Annotated in this window: 16 protein-coding genes; 11 read left to right on the forward strand and 5 right to left on the reverse strand. The window is 71.5% G+C overall.

The features are described from left to right. The first annotated feature begins 100 nt into the window (after positions 1–100). The 6 genes from AB0C27_RS17395 to AB0C27_RS17420 are packed head-to-tail and all read left to right on the forward strand — an operon-like array spanning position 101 to position 6,814. Positions 101–862, forward strand: a complete 762-nt coding sequence (locus tag AB0C27_RS17395) for an ABC transporter ATP-binding protein (protein WP_346110659.1) — start codon at positions 101–103, stop codon at positions 860–862. Continuing rightward, entirely contained in the window at positions 850–1,614 is a 765-nt protein-coding gene (locus tag AB0C27_RS17400; RefSeq protein ID WP_357844645.1) for an ABC transporter ATP-binding protein, read from the forward strand. The genes AB0C27_RS17395 and AB0C27_RS17400 overlap by 13 nt, the downstream gene beginning before the upstream one ends. Next, positions 1,611–3,461 (forward strand): AMP-binding protein, encoded by a 1,851-nt coding sequence (locus AB0C27_RS17405; protein WP_357844648.1) that lies wholly within the window; start codon positions 1,611–1,613, stop codon positions 3,459–3,461. Before AB0C27_RS17400 ends, AB0C27_RS17405 begins: the two co-directional genes overlap by 4 nt. Further along, a complete protein-coding gene (locus AB0C27_RS17410; protein ID WP_346110662.1) occupies positions 3,458–4,345 on the forward strand; it encodes a branched-chain amino acid ABC transporter permease in 888 nt (295 codons plus the stop codon). Before AB0C27_RS17405 ends, AB0C27_RS17410 begins: the two co-directional genes overlap by 4 nt. Next, a complete protein-coding gene (locus tag AB0C27_RS17415; protein WP_357844651.1) occupies positions 4,342–5,508 on the forward strand; it encodes a branched-chain amino acid ABC transporter permease in 1,167 nt (388 codons plus the stop codon). The genes AB0C27_RS17410 and AB0C27_RS17415 overlap by 4 nt, the downstream gene beginning before the upstream one ends. 16 nt (positions 5,509–5,524) lie before the next feature. Further along, positions 5,525–6,814, forward strand: coding sequence for an ABC transporter substrate-binding protein (locus tag AB0C27_RS17420; RefSeq protein ID WP_357844654.1), 1,290 nt, complete (start codon positions 5,525–5,527; stop codon positions 6,812–6,814). A 104-nt stretch (positions 6,815–6,918) separates the two neighbouring features. On the opposite strand, the gene AB0C27_RS17425 is transcribed toward AB0C27_RS17420, so the two are convergent. The 5 genes from AB0C27_RS17425 to bla form a co-directional block, all read right to left on the reverse strand. Next, positions 6,919–7,899, reverse strand: a complete 981-nt coding sequence (locus AB0C27_RS17425; protein ID WP_357844657.1) for a hypothetical protein — start codon at positions 7,897–7,899, stop codon at positions 6,919–6,921. Positions 7,900–7,980: 81 nt separating this feature from the next. Then, entirely contained in the window at positions 7,981–9,393 is a 1,413-nt protein-coding gene (locus tag AB0C27_RS17430) for an ATP-binding protein (protein WP_357844660.1), read from the reverse strand. 107 nt (positions 9,394–9,500) lie between these two features. Next, positions 9,501–10,226: a two-component system response regulator CseB gene (gene cseB, locus AB0C27_RS17435; protein ID WP_357844663.1), complete on the reverse strand. Its 726-nt coding sequence runs from the start codon at positions 10,224–10,226 to the stop codon at positions 9,501–9,503. Between the two features lie 170 nt (positions 10,227–10,396). After that, positions 10,397–12,607, reverse strand: coding sequence for a transglycosylase domain-containing protein (locus AB0C27_RS17440; RefSeq protein WP_357844666.1), 2,211 nt, complete (start codon positions 12,605–12,607; stop codon positions 10,397–10,399). Beyond that, the gene (gene bla, locus AB0C27_RS17445; protein WP_357844669.1) at positions 12,607–13,551 is read right to left on the reverse strand and encodes a class A beta-lactamase; all 945 of its coding nucleotides are present in this window, start codon (positions 13,549–13,551) and stop codon (positions 12,607–12,609) included. The genes AB0C27_RS17440 and bla overlap by 1 nt, the downstream gene beginning before the upstream one ends. Positions 13,552–13,779: 228 nt before the next feature. Here bla and AB0C27_RS17450 point away from each other — a divergent pair, with 228 nt between their 5' ends. The 5 genes from AB0C27_RS17450 (at position 13,780) to AB0C27_RS17470 (ending at position 16,425) form a co-directional block, all read left to right on the forward strand. Then, positions 13,780–14,733, forward strand: a complete 954-nt coding sequence (locus tag AB0C27_RS17450; protein WP_357844672.1) for an alpha/beta hydrolase — start codon at positions 13,780–13,782, stop codon at positions 14,731–14,733. 47 nt (positions 14,734–14,780) lie between these two features. Beyond that, entirely contained in the window at positions 14,781–15,167 is a 387-nt protein-coding gene (locus AB0C27_RS17455; RefSeq protein WP_357844675.1) for a hypothetical protein, read from the forward strand. A 66-nt stretch (positions 15,168–15,233) separates the two neighbouring features. After that, positions 15,234–15,560, forward strand: a complete 327-nt coding sequence (locus tag AB0C27_RS17460) for a DUF202 domain-containing protein (protein WP_357844678.1) — start codon at positions 15,234–15,236, stop codon at positions 15,558–15,560. Positions 15,561–15,563: 3 nt separating this feature from the next. Then, positions 15,564–15,899 (forward strand): DUF202 domain-containing protein, encoded by a 336-nt coding sequence (locus tag AB0C27_RS17465; protein ID WP_357844681.1) that lies wholly within the window; start codon positions 15,564–15,566, stop codon positions 15,897–15,899. Positions 15,900–16,140: 241 nt separating this feature from the next. Continuing rightward, the gene (locus tag AB0C27_RS17470) at positions 16,141–16,425 is read left to right on the forward strand and encodes a hypothetical protein (RefSeq protein ID WP_357844684.1); all 285 of its coding nucleotides are present in this window, start codon (positions 16,141–16,143) and stop codon (positions 16,423–16,425) included. Positions 16,426–16,497 lie beyond the last annotated feature (72 nt).

Raw genomic sequence — 16,497 nt, forward strand, 5'->3', positions numbered from 1 at the left:
TTCGAATTTCGGCCGGGGCCCTTGTCGCTGGGCGGGCGAACGTGGACATTGAGGTCATCGGGGGGAGTGACACAGGCCACACAATCCCGAGGAGCCGCGCGTGCTTGAGGTACGCAACCTCGAGGTCGTCTACGACGACGTGATGCTCGTGCTGCGCGGCGTGAGCATCCGCGTCCCGCCTGGCTCGATCGTGGCCCTGCTCGGCGCGAACGGCGCCGGCAAGACCACCCTGCTGCGAGCCCTTTCGGGCCTGCTCGGCGTGCACGACGGCGAGATCACCAAGGGCGGCGTCACGCTGGAGGGCGAGCCCATCCACCACCTGCGGCCGGCGCAGATCGTCCGCCGCGGGGTGAGCCAGGTGATGGAGGGCCGCCGCATCCTGGCCGAGCTGACCGTCGAGGAGAACCTCAAAGTCGGCGGCCACACCGCGGGCGAGTCCCACCTGGACCGCGTCTACGGCCTCTTCCCGCTGCTGCGCGAGCGGCGCAGAAGCGTCTCGGGCTACCTGTCGGGCGGCGAGCAGCAGATGCTGGCCGTCGGCCGCGCGCTCATGGCGGGCCCGAAGTACCTGCTGCTGGACGAGCCCAGTCTCGGCCTGGCGCCGTCACTGGTCGGCCAGGTCCGCGACCTCATCGTCGAGATCAACCGCCAGGGCACCACGGTCCTGCTGGTCGAGCAGAACGCCACCATGGCCCTGTCCATCGCCTCCCACGGCTACGTCATGGAGACCGGCAAGATCGTCATGGACAAGCCGGCCGGCGAACTGCTCGCCGACGAGGACATCAAGGAGTTCTACCTGGGGGCCGTCCGGTCCTTCCGCGAGGTCAAGCACTACAAGCGGAGGAAGCGATGGCTCTCCTGACCTTCGAGGACGTGCACCTGAGCTTCGCCGGGGTCAAGGCCGTGGACGGGGTCTCCTTCGAGGTGCGCCAGGCGGAGCTGCTGGCCATCATCGGGCCGAACGGCGCCGGCAAGACCTCGATCTTCAACGTGCTGTCCGGCGTCTACCGGCCCCAGAGCGGCCGGGTCACGTTCCTCGGCGAGGACCTGCTGGCCCGCCGCCCGCACGAGATCGCCGCCATGGGGATGGCCAGGACGTTCCAGAACGTGGAGCTGTTCCACAACCTGACGGTCCTGGACAACCTGATGCTCGGCCGCCACCACCACTTCCGCTACGGCGCGCTGTCGGCCCTGCTCTGGTACGGCCGCGCCCGCCGGGCCGAGCTGGCCGCCCGCGCCAAGGTCGAGGACATCATCGACTTCCTCGAACTGGAGCCGTGGCGCCGTCACCCCGTGCGGCTGCTCCCGTACGGGGTGCAGAAACGGGTGGAGCTGGGCCGCGCGCTGGCGATGGAGCCGAAGCTGCTCCTGCTGGACGAGCCGGTGGCCGGCATGAACCTGGAGGAGACCGAGGACATGGCCAGGTTCGTCATGGACATCCGAGACGAGCTGGGCATCCCCGTCGTGCTCGTGGACCACGACATGGGGCTGGTCATGGACCTGGCCGACCGGGTGCTCGTGCTCGACTTCGGCCGCCAGGTCGCGCTCGGCGCCCCGGTGGAGGTGCAGCGGGACCCGGCGGTCATCGAGGCGTACCTGGGAGGAACGGCATGAGCGTGCGGACCGAGGCCCAGGCCACGGCGACCATCGTCACGAGGGTGCGCGAGCGCGCCGCGCGCGATCCCGGGGCCGTCGCCATGCGGCACAAGGACCTCGGCATCTGGCAGGAGGTCACCTGGGGCGCGTACTGGACGCAGGTGGAGCTGGTCGCGCACGCCCTGCTCGCGCTCGGCGTCGAGCCGGGCGACCGGGTGGCCGTGCACGCGGAGAACCGCCCCGAATGGCTGTACGCCGATCTGGGCGCGGTCGCCGTGCGGGCCATCACGGTCGGCCTCTACCCGACCAACCCGTCCGCCGAGGTCGCCTACCTGCTGGCCGACTCGGGCGCGAAGATCCTCGTCGCCGAGGACCAGGAGCAGGTGGACAAGGCGCTGTCCGTCCTCGGCGAGTGCCCCGAGCTGCGGCGGATCGTCTATCTGGAGCCGCGCGGCATCCGCGGGCGCTACGACGACGACGTCCTGATGTCCTGGCCCGAGCTGCTCGCCCTCGGGGCCGGGCACCGCGCCGCGCACCCCGGCGCCGTCGAGCGCCGGATGACTGAGGCGCGCCCGTCGGACGTGATGACGCTCATCTACACCTCCGGCACCACCGGGCCGCCCAAAGGCGTGATGCTGACCGTCGCGAACGTCGAGTTCGCCGTACGCGTCCTGGTCGAGGGCGGCGGTTTCGCCTCGCCGCCGCCGTCGGAACGCGATCTCATCCTGTCGTACCTGCCGCTGTGCCACGTGGCCGAGCGGGCGTTCACGGTCTGGTTCAACGCGGCGGCCGGCGTGCAGGTGAACTTCGCCGAGTCCATCGACACCGTCCAGGCCAACCTGCGCGAGGTGCAGCCGACGATCCTGTTCGGGGTGCCGCGCATCTGGGAGAAGGTGCTGGCCCAGGTGGACATCAGGCTGGAGTCGGCCTCGCCGGTCAAGCGGGCGCTGACCCGGTTCTGGCTGCGCGTGGCCGACCGCATCGGCACCGCGCTGGTGCGCACCGGCGGCAGGCACACGTTCTGGACGCGGGCCGCGTACGGGGCGGGCTGGCTGCTCTGCTACCGCGCGCTGCGCGAGCGGCTCGGCATGCGGCGCGTGCGTTACGCCGCCTCCGGAGCCGCGCCGATCGCGCCGGACGTGCTCAAGTTCTACATGGGGATCGGCCTGCCCATGCACGAGGTGTACGGCATGAGCGAGAACACCGCCATCGCCACCGCCAACCGTCCAGGACGGGTTCGCCTGGGCACGGTCGGCGAGCCGCACCCCGGCGCCGAGGTGAAGATCGACGAGGCCACCGGCGAGATCATGACCCGGCATCCGGGCAACTTCGCCGGCTACTGGCGCAACCCGCGCGCCACGGCGGACGTGCTGGACGAGGACGGCTGGCTGCACACCGGCGACGTGGGCGAATGGGCCGAGGGCACGCACATCAGGATCACCGACCGGATGAAGGACATCATCATCACGGCCGGCGGCAAGAACATCGCGCCGAGCGAGATCGAGAACGTCCTGAAGGCGTCGCCGTACCTGAAGGAGGCCGTGGTCGTCGGGGACCAGCGGCCGTACCTGGTGGCGCTGATCGGCATCGAGGCGGACACGGTGGGGGAGTGGGCGCGGCGGCGCGGGCTGCCGTACACGACGTATCGGGACCTGTCGGAGAAACCGGAGGTGCGGGAGCTCGTCCAGGGGGTCGTGACCGAGGTGAACGCCCGCTTCGCCTACGTCGAGCAGATCAAGCGGTTCGCGTTCCTGCCGAAGGAGCTCGACCACGAGGACGGTGAGCTGACCGCCACCCAGAAGGTCAAGCGCTCGGCCGTGGCCAAGCTCTTCGAGGACCTGGTCGAAGGGATGTACGCCCGGTGAAGGGCCTGCTGGAGACGGTGATCAGGGGGCTGGGCAACGGCTCGGTCTACGCGTTACTCGCGCTCGGCTTCGTGATCATTTACAAGGCCACGCGGGTGATCAGCTTCGCCCAGCCCGCCCTCATGCTGGCCGGCGCGGTCGCCGTCAGCTACCTGGCCGAGGTGACCGGCTTCTACCTGGCCGTGCTGCTGTCGGCGCTGCTCATCGCCGGTGTCGCGCTGGCGATCGAACGGGTGGCGATCAGGCCGATGGTGGGCCGGCCGGTCTTCGTCGTGGCGATCATCACGCTCGGGATCGACGTGGTCGTGCGGGTGGTGGTCAACGGCTTCATCGGCAGGGACGTGCGCCAGGTCGGCGACCCGTGGGGGTTCACCCAGGTGTCGCTCGGCCCGCTGGTCGTGCAGTCGCGCTGGCTGGCCATGATGGTGGTCACCGCCGTGCTCGTCACGCTGCTGTTCGCCTTCTTCCGCCACACCCGCTACGGGCTGGCCATGCGGGCGGCGGCCTTCGACCAGGAGACCGCGCTGGCGCAGGGGGTCTCCGTGGGCGCGGTCTTCGCGCTGTCGTGGGGCCTGGCCGGATTCCTGGCCGCCATCGCCGGCATGTTCGTCGGCACCGGCCAGGGGATCGAGCAGATGACCTGGGTGATCGCGCTGAAGGCGCTGCCGGCGATCATCGTGGGCGGGCTCGACTCGCTCGGCGGCGCGGTGGCCGGCGGGCTCGTCGTGGGGGTGGTGGAGTCGCTGTTCCAGTCGTACCAGGGGGAGTTCGCGCCGTGGCTGGGGCAGAACTTCGCGATCGTGTCGCCGTACGTGGTGATGCTGATCGTCCTGCTGGTGAAACCGTACGGGCTGTTCGGGACCCGGGAGGTCGAACGGGTATGACCGAGACGCGGGAAGAGGCGGCATCCGTCGCCCCAGACATACCGACCGGCCGGTCTCGGAGGGTGCGCGGCCGGCCGCTGCTCTACACCTCCTACGCCCAGGACATGGCCCTGCTCGACACCCCCGCCAAGCGGCTGTGGACGCTGCTGCTGGTGGCGCTGGCGTTCGGGCTGTCGGTGCTGCTGCAGGACCGGTCGCTGGAGGTGCTGGCCGGGGCGTACGTGCTGGCCATCGGCGCGATCGGGCTCAACATCGTCACCGGGTACGCGGGTCAGGTCTCGCTCGGGCACGCGTTCTTCGTGGCCATCGGCGCGTACACCGCCGCCGCGCTCTCCGGCCCGGTGGACGGCGAGAACATCGGCTTCGGGATCGCGGAGGTCTGGATCTGGCTGCCCGCCGCCGGCCTGGTCGCCGCCGCGGCCGGGGTGCTGGTGGCGCCGCTGGCCGGCCGGTTGCGCGGCCTCTACCTGGCCGTCGTCACGCTCGGGCTGGTCTTCCTCGGCGAGCACGTCTTCAAGGAGTGGCAGGAACTGACCGGCGGCCCAGGCGTCGGCCGGGAGGCGGCGGTGCCCGAGCTGCTCGGCGTCCGCCTCGACCAGGACGGGCCGTTCGGCACCAAGGAGCAGGTCCTCTACACACTCATGCTGGCGCTGCTGATCGTCTTCGCCGTGGCCGCCCGCAACCTGGCCCGCTCCCGCGTCGGCCGCGCCTTCGCCGCCATCCGCGACCGGGACATCGCGGCCGCGGTGATCGGAGTGCCGCTGACCAGGTATAAGGTGCTCGCCTTCGGCATCTCCTCCTTCTACGCGGGCTGCGCGGGCGGCCTGCTCTACACGATCTCCGGCTACGTCGAGCCGGGCTCGTTCAACCTGCTGCTGTCGGTGCAGTTCATCGCGATGGTGCTGATCGGCGGGGTGGCGACGGTGTCGGGGGCCATCGCGGGCGCGCTGTTCATCTCGCTGCTGCAGCCGGTGACCAGGTCGCTGCCGGCGCTGGTGCCGTTCATCAGCGGCGACACCACGCAGACGCCGAACGTGTTCCAGGTCGAGACCGTCCTGTACGGGCTGCTGATCGTGCTGTTCCTCATCTTCGAGCCCCGGGGCCTGTTCGGCCTGTGGATCCGGGTCCGCAACTACTGGAAGTCCTGGCCTTTCTCGTACTGATCAGAAGGGATTCCTGATGAAGAGTCGCTATGTGCTGGTGAGTATCGCCATAGTGGCCCTTCTGTCCGCGTGCGGCGTCATCCGGGGGGACGACGAGGGCAGCAAGGGCGGCGCCCAGGCTCCGGGCGTCACCACCGAACCGTGCCCGTCCGCCGTCGACACCAAGAAGGGCTGCATCTACCTCGGCACGGTCTCCGACCTCACCTCCGGCCCCTTCGCCGCGCTGGCCGTGCCGATCACCGACGCCCAGAAGGCGTTCTGGGCCCGGGTCAACAAGGCGGGCGGCATCGGCGGCCGGTACGAGGTGGACGTCACCCGGTACGTCAAGGACAACAAGTACAACCCGGAGGTGCACCGGCAGGTCTACAACGAGATCAAGGACCAGGTGCTGGGCCTGGCCCAGACGCTCGGCTCGCCCACCACGGCCGCCATCATCGGCGACCTCAAGGCGAACTCCATCGTCGCGGCCCCCGCCTCCTGGACCTCGGCCTGGGAGTTCGAGGACGTCATCATCGAGACCGGCTCCAACTACTGCGTGGAGGCGATGAACTCGGTGGACTACGCGGTGGAGACGTACAAGCCGAAGTCGGTCATGGCCGTGCACCTGGCCGGCGACTACGGCGCGGACGCCGCGGCCGGCGCCAAGGTGGCCGCCGAGCGCAACAAGCTGACGTTCACCAGCGTCGAGACGCCGTCCGGCGCGACCGAGCAGGGCCGGGCCATCACCGAGATCACCAAGAACAAGCCCGACCTGGTCATCCTGACCACCGGCCCGGCGGACGCCGCCACGATCGTCGGACAGACGGCGGCGGCCGGCTACAAGGGCCGCTTCATCGGCACCGGCCCCACCTGGAACCCCGCCCTTCTCCAGTCGCCGGCCGCGCCCGCGCTGAAGGCCTTGTACGAGCAGTCGGCCCCCGGTAAGCCCTGGGACGCCGACACCCCCGGCCACAAGGCGATGCGCGATGCCCTGCCTGGCGTGACCCCGAACGACGGCTACACCTCGGGGTGGGCGTGGGCGTACCCGATGAAGGCCGCCCTGGACAAGATGGTCGCCGGCGGGGACATCAGCAGGAAGGGGCTGCTCGCCGCGGTGAAGACGCTCACCAGCGTGGACTACGAGGGCATGCTGCCGCCCGAGGCGGGGAACTACGCCGACGCCAGCGGGGCGTCCGTGTTCCGGCAGACGTTGATCAACAAGGTGGACGACAAGGCGACGACGGGGGTGACGATCGCCAAGGACTTCTTCGTGGGGCCGACGGCGCAGGCGTACACGTTCGACGGGCCCTGCTACACCAAGCTGTAGCCGCTCGGCGGCGCTTGCCGGGCGGTGGCGCTGGGCTGTGGCGCTGTGCGGTGGCGCTGTGCGGTGGCGCGCTCGCCCGCGAGACGGGTGAGCCGCCGCCGCGCTCACTTGTGAGCCGGATCGCCCGCCGCCGCGCCCGCCCCTGAGCCGGGGTGGGCCTGGGCCGTCGTCGTTTCGAGCAGCCACCGCTCGACCGCCGCGCTCATCCTCGCCCCCGCCTCCAGCGCGGCCGTCTTGCCGGTGACCGGGTCACTTCCAGCCGCCTGACCCAGGATCACCCCCAGCACCAGGCGGCCCCGCACCCGGGACGCCCACATCAGGTTGCCCCCTGCGGCCGTGCCCGAGCCGGTCTTGATGCCGACGACGCCGTGCCGGTTCAGCAGCGCGTTCGTGTTGGGCAGCCTTCTGACGTCGCCCGGCACGGCGGCGTCGCCCTGCGCCACCACCGCACGGAACACCGGGTCGCGCATCGCCGCCCCGGCCAGCACGAGCTGGTCGGCGGCGGTGCTGACGGTGCTGTCCTCGTTGCCGCTGGCTCCCGTGTACATGGTGGCGGCCATGCCCAGGCGGCGGGCGGCGGCGTTCATCCGCGAGACGAAGCGTTCCTCCGAACCGGCGTCCCAGCGGGCCAGCAGGCGGGCCACGTTGTTGCCCGACGGCACCAGCATCAGCTCCAGCAGGCGGCGCAGCCGGATCCGCCGCCCCTCAAGGAGCGGCACGGTGGACTCCTGCCCCGAGTACGACTCGTCCGCGGCCGTCCGGTCCACCTCGACCAGCGGGCCGTCCTCGCCGGGCTTCAGCGGGTGGCGGCGCAGGATCACGTACGCGGTCATGACCTTCGTCACGCTGGCGATCGGCACCGGCTCCGCCTCGCCGCTGACGCCCAGGCTGCCCAGCCCCTCCACCTCGACCGCCGCCTGCCCCTCGCCCGGCCATGGCAGGGACACGCCGGAGACGGTCGCGCCGGCGACGTGCGGCACGGCTCCGCAGCCGGCCAGGCCGCTCACCGCGAGCAGGACGACGGTCAGGACCGGCAGCAGGCGCGGCAGCCGGACCGGCAGCTTGAACGCGGATGAACGTGACATGGCGGCCATGCTGCGCCGCCCATGTGTTCGTCCCGTCGTGACCGTGTCTCCGGACCGGCTTGATCGTGTATCAACCCTGTATCAGGAGGTGCCCGGATCCCGGCGGGGGAGACGGAGGGTGGCCAGCGCGCCGCCGTCCTCGGCGTTGGCCAGGGACAGCTCCGTGCCGATGACACCCGCCTGGCCCAGCGCGATCGTGAGCCCGAGACCGTGTCCCCGGCCGCGTTCGGCGGCGCCGGTGCGGAAGCGGCGCGGGCCCTCGGCCAGCAGTTCCTGCGGGTAACCCGGGCCGTGGTCGCGGATCTCGACCAGGTGGTCCCGTACGGTGATCAGCACCGGGGGCTCGCCGTGGCGGCGGGCGTTCAGCACGAGGTTGGCCACGATCCGGTCCAGACGGCGCGGATCGGTCACGGCGACCGGCTCGCCGCCGTCCGGGATCACCACCCGTGCCTCGACGCCCACCCGGGCCGCGGACTGCGCCGCCAGCTCGGCCAGCGGCACCCGTACGTGATCGGCCACCTCGGCGCCCGCGTCCAGCCTGGACACTTCGAGCAGGTCCTCGACCAGGGAGCGCAGTACCTGTACGCGGTCGCGTACCAGGTCGGCCGCCTCACCCTCGTCCAGCAACTCGACGGCGGCGACCAGGCCCATGATGGGGGTGCGCAGGTCGTGCGCGACGTCGGCGGTGAACCGCTGCTCGGCCAGCAGGCGGTGCTGCAGGCTCGCCGCCATCGAGTCCACGGCGACGGCGATGTCAGCGATCTCGTCCCCCCGGCCGGGCCGCTTCGTCGCGCCTACCCCGTCCCGCCGACCGGGCCCCCGCCCCTTGACCGTGGCGATCTCGTCCGGGTCTTCCGAATCGTCCCTCTTCGCTGTGGCGACGCGGGCGTCCAGGTCGCCGGCTGCGATCCGGCGGGCGGTGACGGCGACCCGGCGTAGTCGCCGATTGGCCGGCTCGGCGAGGAGGGCCGAGAGCGGTACCACCACGGCGAGCGCGGTCAGCGCGGCCAGTACCATGGCGCGGTCGAGTGCGCGCAGGCCCGCGAGGTCCGAGCTCATGTCGATCTTGGACGTGGCGACGAACCCGCCTTGCACCCGCAGCGCCGCCCACATCCACGGCTGATCCGGCTTCTGGTCGTCGTACCAGGTGACGGCTGACCCGTCGGGCGTCCAGGCCGGCGAGTCGGTGGGCGATCGGGTGGGAGACCCGGTGGAGGACTCGGTGGGGGACTCGGCGGGGAGCCGCGCGCGCAAGGCCGCGGGCAGCTCGGCCGGATCCCGGATCCAGTCGGTCCACGGGACGGGCTGCTCGGGGGCGGCGCCCGTCCGGTACTGCGCCGCGACCGTGGCCACGTCCGTCAGCGCCCGGCCTTCGCCCAGCCGCATCGTGCGCTCCAACGTCATCCGGTGCACCAGCACCCCGACCACGGCAGCGACGGCGCAACAGGCCACCGTGATCAGCGCCGCCACCTTCCACCGCAATGACCCTGGCACCTACCCCGCCACCTTCCATGGCGCCGATCCCGGCAACGACCCCGCCACCGTCCACCACGACGGCCCTGGCAACGACCCCGGTCTCACGACCCGCTCAGTTCGCCGTCTCATGACCTGCGCAGCTTGTAGCCGAATCCGCGCACGGTCTCGATCAGGTCCGCGCCGATCTTCTTCCTCAGCCGTTGCACGCACAGGTCGACGACACGGCTGTCACCGTCCCAGCCGTAGTCCCACACCTCGCGCAGCAGCGTGGCCCGCTCCAGCACGATGCCCGGATGCGCGGCGAACTCCAGCAGCAGCCGCATCTCGGTCGGGGCCAGCTCGACCAGTCGCCCGCTGAGCCGCACCTCCAGCGCGGCCGGATCCACGCTCAGCTCGCCGAACCTCAGCACACCGGACGATGCCTCGCCGGACGAGGCCCCACCCGACGAGGCCCCGCCGGACGACGGCCCGCCGGACGGTTCCGCCGGGGCGGCGGCGCGGCGCAGCACCGACCTGATCCGGGCCACCAGCACCGGGATGTCGACCGGTTTGACCACATAGTCGTCGGCTCCCGCCTCCAGCCCGGACACCACGTCCAGCGAGTCGCCCCGCGCCGACATCATCAGGATCGGCACCTGGCTGGACTCCCTGACCCGGCGGCACAGGCTGATGCCGTCCAGCTCGGGCAGCATCACGTCGAGCACGAGCAGATCGTGCCCGCCACCGCGAAACGCCTCCAGCCCGCTCAGCCCGTCGGCGGCGGTGTCGAGCTGGTAACCGTAGCGTCCGAGCGCCATGGAGACGGTCTTGCGGATGACGTCGTCGTCCTCGACGAGCAGGATGCAGGTCACGCTGTACGATACGCGCCCCCGGCCGACCCCCGCTCACCCCGCGCGCCGGAGAACGCCGCCACACGACGCGAGCCGGAGGGCGCCGGGCCGAGGCGGGTCGGTCGCCCGCCCCGGCGCGGGCGGCACGCCGGCCGCGTTGATCGCCTGCCCCGCCCCGACGCGGTCGGCGGTCAGTTGAGGATGTCGCCGGGGTCCAGAGTCATCTCCGGGGTCTCCGCCGCCGGGGCGGTCGTCTCCGTGACGGGTGCCCCCGTGGTGGGCGTTTCGGGCGTGGCGGTCCCCAGAGGGGTCGGTTCAGGGTCCTGCTTCTCCGGGCGGCAGCTCTCGGCGCAGCCCCCGAAGCGGGCCTGATCCACCGGGGTGAACGCCGTGGGAGGCACCCCGCGCAGCGCCGACAGCATCGTGTCCCGCCAGATCGGGCCGGGGATGCTCGCCCCCTGCACCGACCCGTAGTACCGCCCGCCGATCGTCACCCCGGTCAGCTTGTACCGCTGCGAGCCCCGGGGGTCGCCGAGGCTCACCGCGCCGGCCAGGTCGGGGGTGAAGCCGGCGAACCAGGCCGAGGCGTAGTCGTCCGTGGTGCCCGTCTTGCCGGCCGCGTCCCGGCCCAGGCCGCCGACCCCGCGCATGGTGCCCTTGGTGAACACGCCCGACAGGACCTCGGCGGTGGCGTCCGCGACGGCCGGGTCGAGGGCCTGGCGGCACTTGGGCCGGTAACGGGTGCTCTCGCCGTCGCGGCCGGTGATCCGGGTGACGGCCATGGGCGCGCAGTACTCGCCCCGCGCCGCGATGGCCGCGTACGCGGTCGCGATGGTGACCGGGTCGCTCTCGTTGATGCCGAGCGTGAATGTCTCGTACTCCTGCAGTTTCTTCCCGTCGGCCCGCCGCACGCCCAGGGACTTGGCCGTCTTGACCGTCTCGCAGAGCCCGACCCGCTCCTCCAGTTCCATGAAGAACGTGTTCACCGAGTTCCAGGTGCCGCTGCGCAGCGTCTTCCAGCCGGGGGAGCCCTCGTCGTTGGTGACGGTGTGGCCGGGGTCGCCGATGCTCTGTCCGGCGCAGTTCTTGAACGTCGCGTACGACGGCGCCCGGTAACCCGCCCCCGCTGCCAGCCCGTCGTCCAGCTTCATGCCCTGCTTCAGCGCGGTAATCAGGGTGAACGTCTTCATGGTCGAGCCGGACTGGAACCCGATGCCGCCCCCGTGCGCGGTGTCGGCGACCACGTTGTACGAGATCTCGTTCCTGGCCGCCTTCGTCCCGTACCGCCGGCTGGCCGCCATCGCCCTGATCGCCCCCGTACCGGGCTGGACCAGGGCCTGGGCCGCGACCGGCGAGTCGGAGGGGTGCACGTAACGGGCGACGGCCTGCTCGGCGGCCGCCTGCATGCCGGGGTCGAGGGTGGTCGTGATCGTCAGGCCGCCGCGGTTGAGCCTGGCCAGCCGAGCCTCGGCGGTGGGGCCGAAGTCGGGATTGCGGAGAATCTCCTGGCGGACATAAAGACAAAAATACGGATATTTGCTGGACTCGCAGCCGCCGGGCAGGCGAGTGCCCTTGTACCCGAGCTTGGCCGCCTTGGCCTCGGCCGCCTGATCCGCGGTGATCTCGCCCAGCTCGGCCATCCGGTCCAGGACGACGTTGCGCCGCTTGAGCAGGCGGTCGCGCTGCGCCCGGCCCAGGTTGGGGTCCGTGGCGTTCGGGTCCTGGACGGCGCCGGCCAGCGTGGCCGCCTGCGGCAGGGTCAGGTCGGCCGCGTGCGTGCCGAAGAAGCGCTTGGCCGCCGCCTCCACCCCGTACGCGCTCGCGCCGAAGTACGCGATGTTCAGATATTTCGCAAGAATCTGGTCCTTGGTGTACTTCTCCTCGATGCCCATCGCGTACCGCAGCTCGTTCAGCTTGCGCGCGTAGCTCGCCTCCAGGGCCGCGTGGCGATCCTCGTCCGTGGTGGCCGCGTTGAACAGCACCTGCTTGACGTACTGCTGAGTGATGCTGGACCCGCCCTGACTCACCCCGCCGGAGCGCAGGTTCGTGGCGAGCGCGCGCAGCGTGCCCTCGATGTCGATCGCCCCGTGCTGGTAGAAGCGGAAGTCCTCGATCGCCACGATCGCCGTCTTCATCACCGGCGAGATCTCGTCGAAGCCGACGACCTCGCGGTACTCCTCGTAGAACCGGGCGATCTCGCCGCCCTTGGCGTCCCGCACGATCGTCACCTCGGCCGGCGGCGGCTCGGTCAGGTCGGCGGGCGCGAGGTTCACCTCCTCGGCCGCCGCCACGAACCCGGCCCCGGCGCCCCCCACGGCCGGGATCACGATGGCCGCCACCAGAACGCCGGCCGCGGCCCCCGCCGCGGCCAGGCGTGCGATCTTCGTCCCCCGTCGTCCCATCAGAGCCTGCCGAGACCGCGGGCCAGGATGGTGGCGGCACGCGCGATGGCCGCGTCGTTCGTGACGGCGCCGGCGGATTCGCGGTTGGTGTAGACGGCCAGGATGATCGGGGCGGCCTTGCGGCCGGCGGGCCAGACGACGGCGATGTCGTTGCCGGCGCCGATCTCGGTGTTCGTGCCGGTCTTGTCGCCGACCGTCCAGGTCTTCGGCAGACCGGCGCGGATGCGGGCGCCGCCGGTCTCGGTCGCGATCAGCCAGCCGTTGAGCCGCTCGCGGTCCTTCGGGTTCAGCGCGCCGCCGGCGGTGACCGCGCGCAGGTCGCGGGCGATGGCGGCGGGCGTGGTGGTGTCGCGCCTGTCCTTGGGCGCCCAGTCGTTGAGCTCGGTCTCCCAGCGGTCGAGGCGCGAGACCGGGTCCTTGAGCGTACGGAAGTACCGCGTCAGCCCGGCCGGCCCGCCGATCTGCTTGAGCACCATGTTGCCCGCGGTGTTGTCGCTCAGGGTGATGGCCGCCTGGCACAGCTTGGCGACCGTCAGGCCGTCCTTGACGTGCTTCTCCGTGGTCGGCGAGTTGGGCTTGAGGTCCGCGGCGGTCCACTTGACCACCTTGTCCATCAGGCCAGGCTCGCTGGTGCGGGCCCGGTGCAGCGCCGCCGCGCAGGCCATCGCCTTGAACGTGGACAGCAGCGGGAAACGCTCACCTGACCGGTAGGCCAGGGTCCTGCCGCTGGCGGTGTCGATGGCGTACGCGCCGATGCGGCCGTCGAACGACGCTTCGAGCGCCCGCAGCTCCTTCTTGACCTGAGCCTCACCCGACGGTGCCGCTTGCGCTGCGGGCGCCGTCGCCGCCGCAGTGGCAGGGGCGGAGGCGAGGGCGGCGCCCGCCAGGAGGGAGACCGTCAGCGCGGTCGCCCGCAGGGCGGCGGGGCAGCGGAGGTTGCGCATACGTAGTCCTTGCTTTCGTCGATCGGGATCCGGAGGGCAGGAGCAAAGCAGATGCCCTCGGCCGATGTCTAATAGCGATATCGCGAAAGAACTCATATCGGATCCGGAATGACCGCAGGTCAACCTGGATCAGCGGACTTCTTTGCCGTAACGGCAACGTGATTGGCGCGGGCCGCCGGGCGCGCGCCATAGTGCTGGGTGCACGCGCTGAGGCAGGGAGAGGTGGAGATGTCCGAGATCACGCATCGGCTCGTCGAGGTGCCGGGAGGCCGGATCCACGTGGCCGAGCAGGGCAGCGGCCCGTTGGTGCTGCTGGTGCACGGCTTCCCCGAGTCGTGGTACTCGTGGCGCCACCAGCTCCCCGCGCTCGCCGCGGCCGGGTTCCGGGCGGCGGCCGTGGACGTGCGCGGCTACGGCCGCTCGTCCAAGCCGGCCCGCGTCGTGGACTACCGGATGCTGGCCTGCGTCGCCGACAACGCCGCCGTCGTCCGGGCGCTGGGCGAGCGCTCCGCCGTGATCGTCGGGCACGACTGGGGCTCGCCGATCGCCGCGAACTCCGCCCTGCTGCGGCCCGACCTCTTCCGCGCGGTCGGCCTGCTCAGCGTCCCGTACGCGCCGCGCGGCCCCCGCCGCCCCACCGACGGGTTCGCCAGGATGGGCGGCGACGAGGAGTTCTACGTCAGCTACTTCCAGGTGCCCGGGCGGGCCGAGGCCGAGATCGAGCCCGACGTGCGCGGCTGGCTGGCCGGCTGTTACGCCAGCCTGTCGGGCGACACGATGGGCGACAGCGCCTGGCGCGTCCGGCCCGGCGGGCGGCTGCGCGACCGCTTCCCCGAGGGCGTCAGGCCGGCCTGGCTCACCGAGGCCGACCTCGACGTCTACGCGGGCGAGTTCGAGCGTACGGGCCTGACCGGGGCGCTCAACCGCTACCGCAACCTGGACCGCGACTGGGAGGACCTCGCCGCGTGGGACGGCGCGGCGATCACGCGGCCGGCGCTGTTCGTCGGCGGGGAGCTCGACCCCACCACGTCGTGGATGGGCGGCGCCATCGAGGCCCTGCCCAGGACGCTGCCCGGCCTGTCGGGCGCGCACCTGCTCGACGGCTGCGGCCACTGGGTGCAGCAGGAGCGCCCGGACGAGGTCAACCGGCTCCTCACCGGATGGCTACGGTCGCTATCCTGAGCCGATCGTTCACAGCACGTGGCCATACCCTTGGGTAGGGTCGAATCATGCCTCACTACAGAAGCCGGTTCGTGCCCCTGGCCCTCTTCGCCTCGTGTGTCCTCGCCGCCGGTTGCAGCGAGGTCAACAGCACCATCGACAAGGCCCAGGCCTGCCTGGAGGCACCCAAGATCGTCGCCGAGCTGGGCGCCGAGATCGCCAAGCTGACCAACGACCCGCAGGCCATGGACAAGGCGCTCGACGACGCGGCGACCAAGCTCAACGACGTCTCCGACAAGGCCGCCAACACCACGATCAAGGAAGCCTCCGACAACCTGGCCGCCACGCTGACCGGCATCACCGTCAAGGACGCCAACGACGCGGTCGACGCCGTGCAGAAGGTCGGCACCGACGGGGCCGCGTACGTGGAGAAGATCACCCAGGCCTGCACCTGAGCCTGAAGCCGTCCGGGAGAATCCCGCCTTCTCTAGGGGAAATGGTGACGAATTACCGTTTCTCCTATGGAACCCGACCCGCGTTTCACCTTGGCCAACGAACGCACCTTCCTCACCTGGCTGAGCACGGCGCTGGCGCTCAGCGCGGGCGGGGTGGCCATGGCGGCGCTGCCTTCCGACGTGTTCGTCCCGTGGATCCGCACGACGCTGGCCGTCGTGCTGGTCACCCTCTCGGCGCTGGCGGCCGGCATGGCCTACCCCCGCTGGCGTAACATCCAGCGCGCCCTGCGGCAGCGGGCGCCGCTGCCTCCGCCCGCCCTCGCGGCCGTCTTCGGCTACGGCGTCGCGGCCGTGGCCGTGGCCGCCCTGGTCCTCATCGTCGTGTCCGGCTGACCGGTGCCCGGCAGCGAGAAGATCTGGGACGAGGGCCTGCAGAGCGAGCGCACCCGGCTGGCCTGGGTGCGCACGGCCGTGGCCCTGTCCACGGGCGGCCTGGCGGCGACCGGGCTGGCCCTGCGGCATGCCCTGCCCGCGTTCGCGATCGCCGGTTTCGCCCTGGCCGCGCTCTGCGGCGGCGTGCTGCTGATCAGGACGAGACTGCGCTTCCGCCGCGTGCAGGCGGCGCTGCACGCCGGACGGCCGCTGGACGCGGGACTCGACGCGGTCTTCGCCTGGCTCGGCACGCTGAGCGTGGTCGCGGGCGCCATCGCCTTCGTCGTCGGCGTCCGGTGAGACTCGGCGTCCGGTGAGACTCGGCGTCCGGTGAGACTCGGCGTCCGGTGAGGCTCGGCGTCCGGTGAGGCTCGGCGTCCGGTGAGACTCGGCGTCCGGTGAGACTCGGCGTCCGGTAAGGCTCGGCGTCCGGTGCGGCCGCTCGCGCTCGTCAGTGTTCGGTAAGGCCGCTTGCGGGAAGCCGGGAAGGGGACGGACACTCGAAGCAGGGGGTGACCTCGTGGAAGAAGTACACAGAAGCGTGCCTTTCGAGTGCCGCCACTGCTGGCACGTCTGGCAGGAGGACTACGTCGTCAGGCACTTCGAGAACGACCACGGAAACACGGGGGAGATCTGGCTGCGGCGTGGCCTTCCCGCCGCGCCGCCGTCGGCGGGCGTCAACTGCCCGCAGTGCGGGTGCCAGGACGTCACGATGTTCCCGGACGGCTACCTGTCGCGCCATCCGGAGCTGATCCCACCGGCCGAGCCGCCCGCGCCCGACGCGACGCCGCTGCTCACCCCGGTGCGCAAACCGCTGTACTGGTAAGTACCGACGGCCGGCAGGCGTGCCCGCTCCTGACGGGCACGCCTGCGCGGCCGATCACCGCGACCATCTGGC

The sequence above is a fragment of the Nonomuraea sp. NPDC048882 genome (assembly GCF_040649755.1).
Taxonomy (GTDB): Bacteria; Actinomycetota; Actinomycetes; order Streptosporangiales; family Streptosporangiaceae; genus Nonomuraea; species Nonomuraea maheshkhaliensis.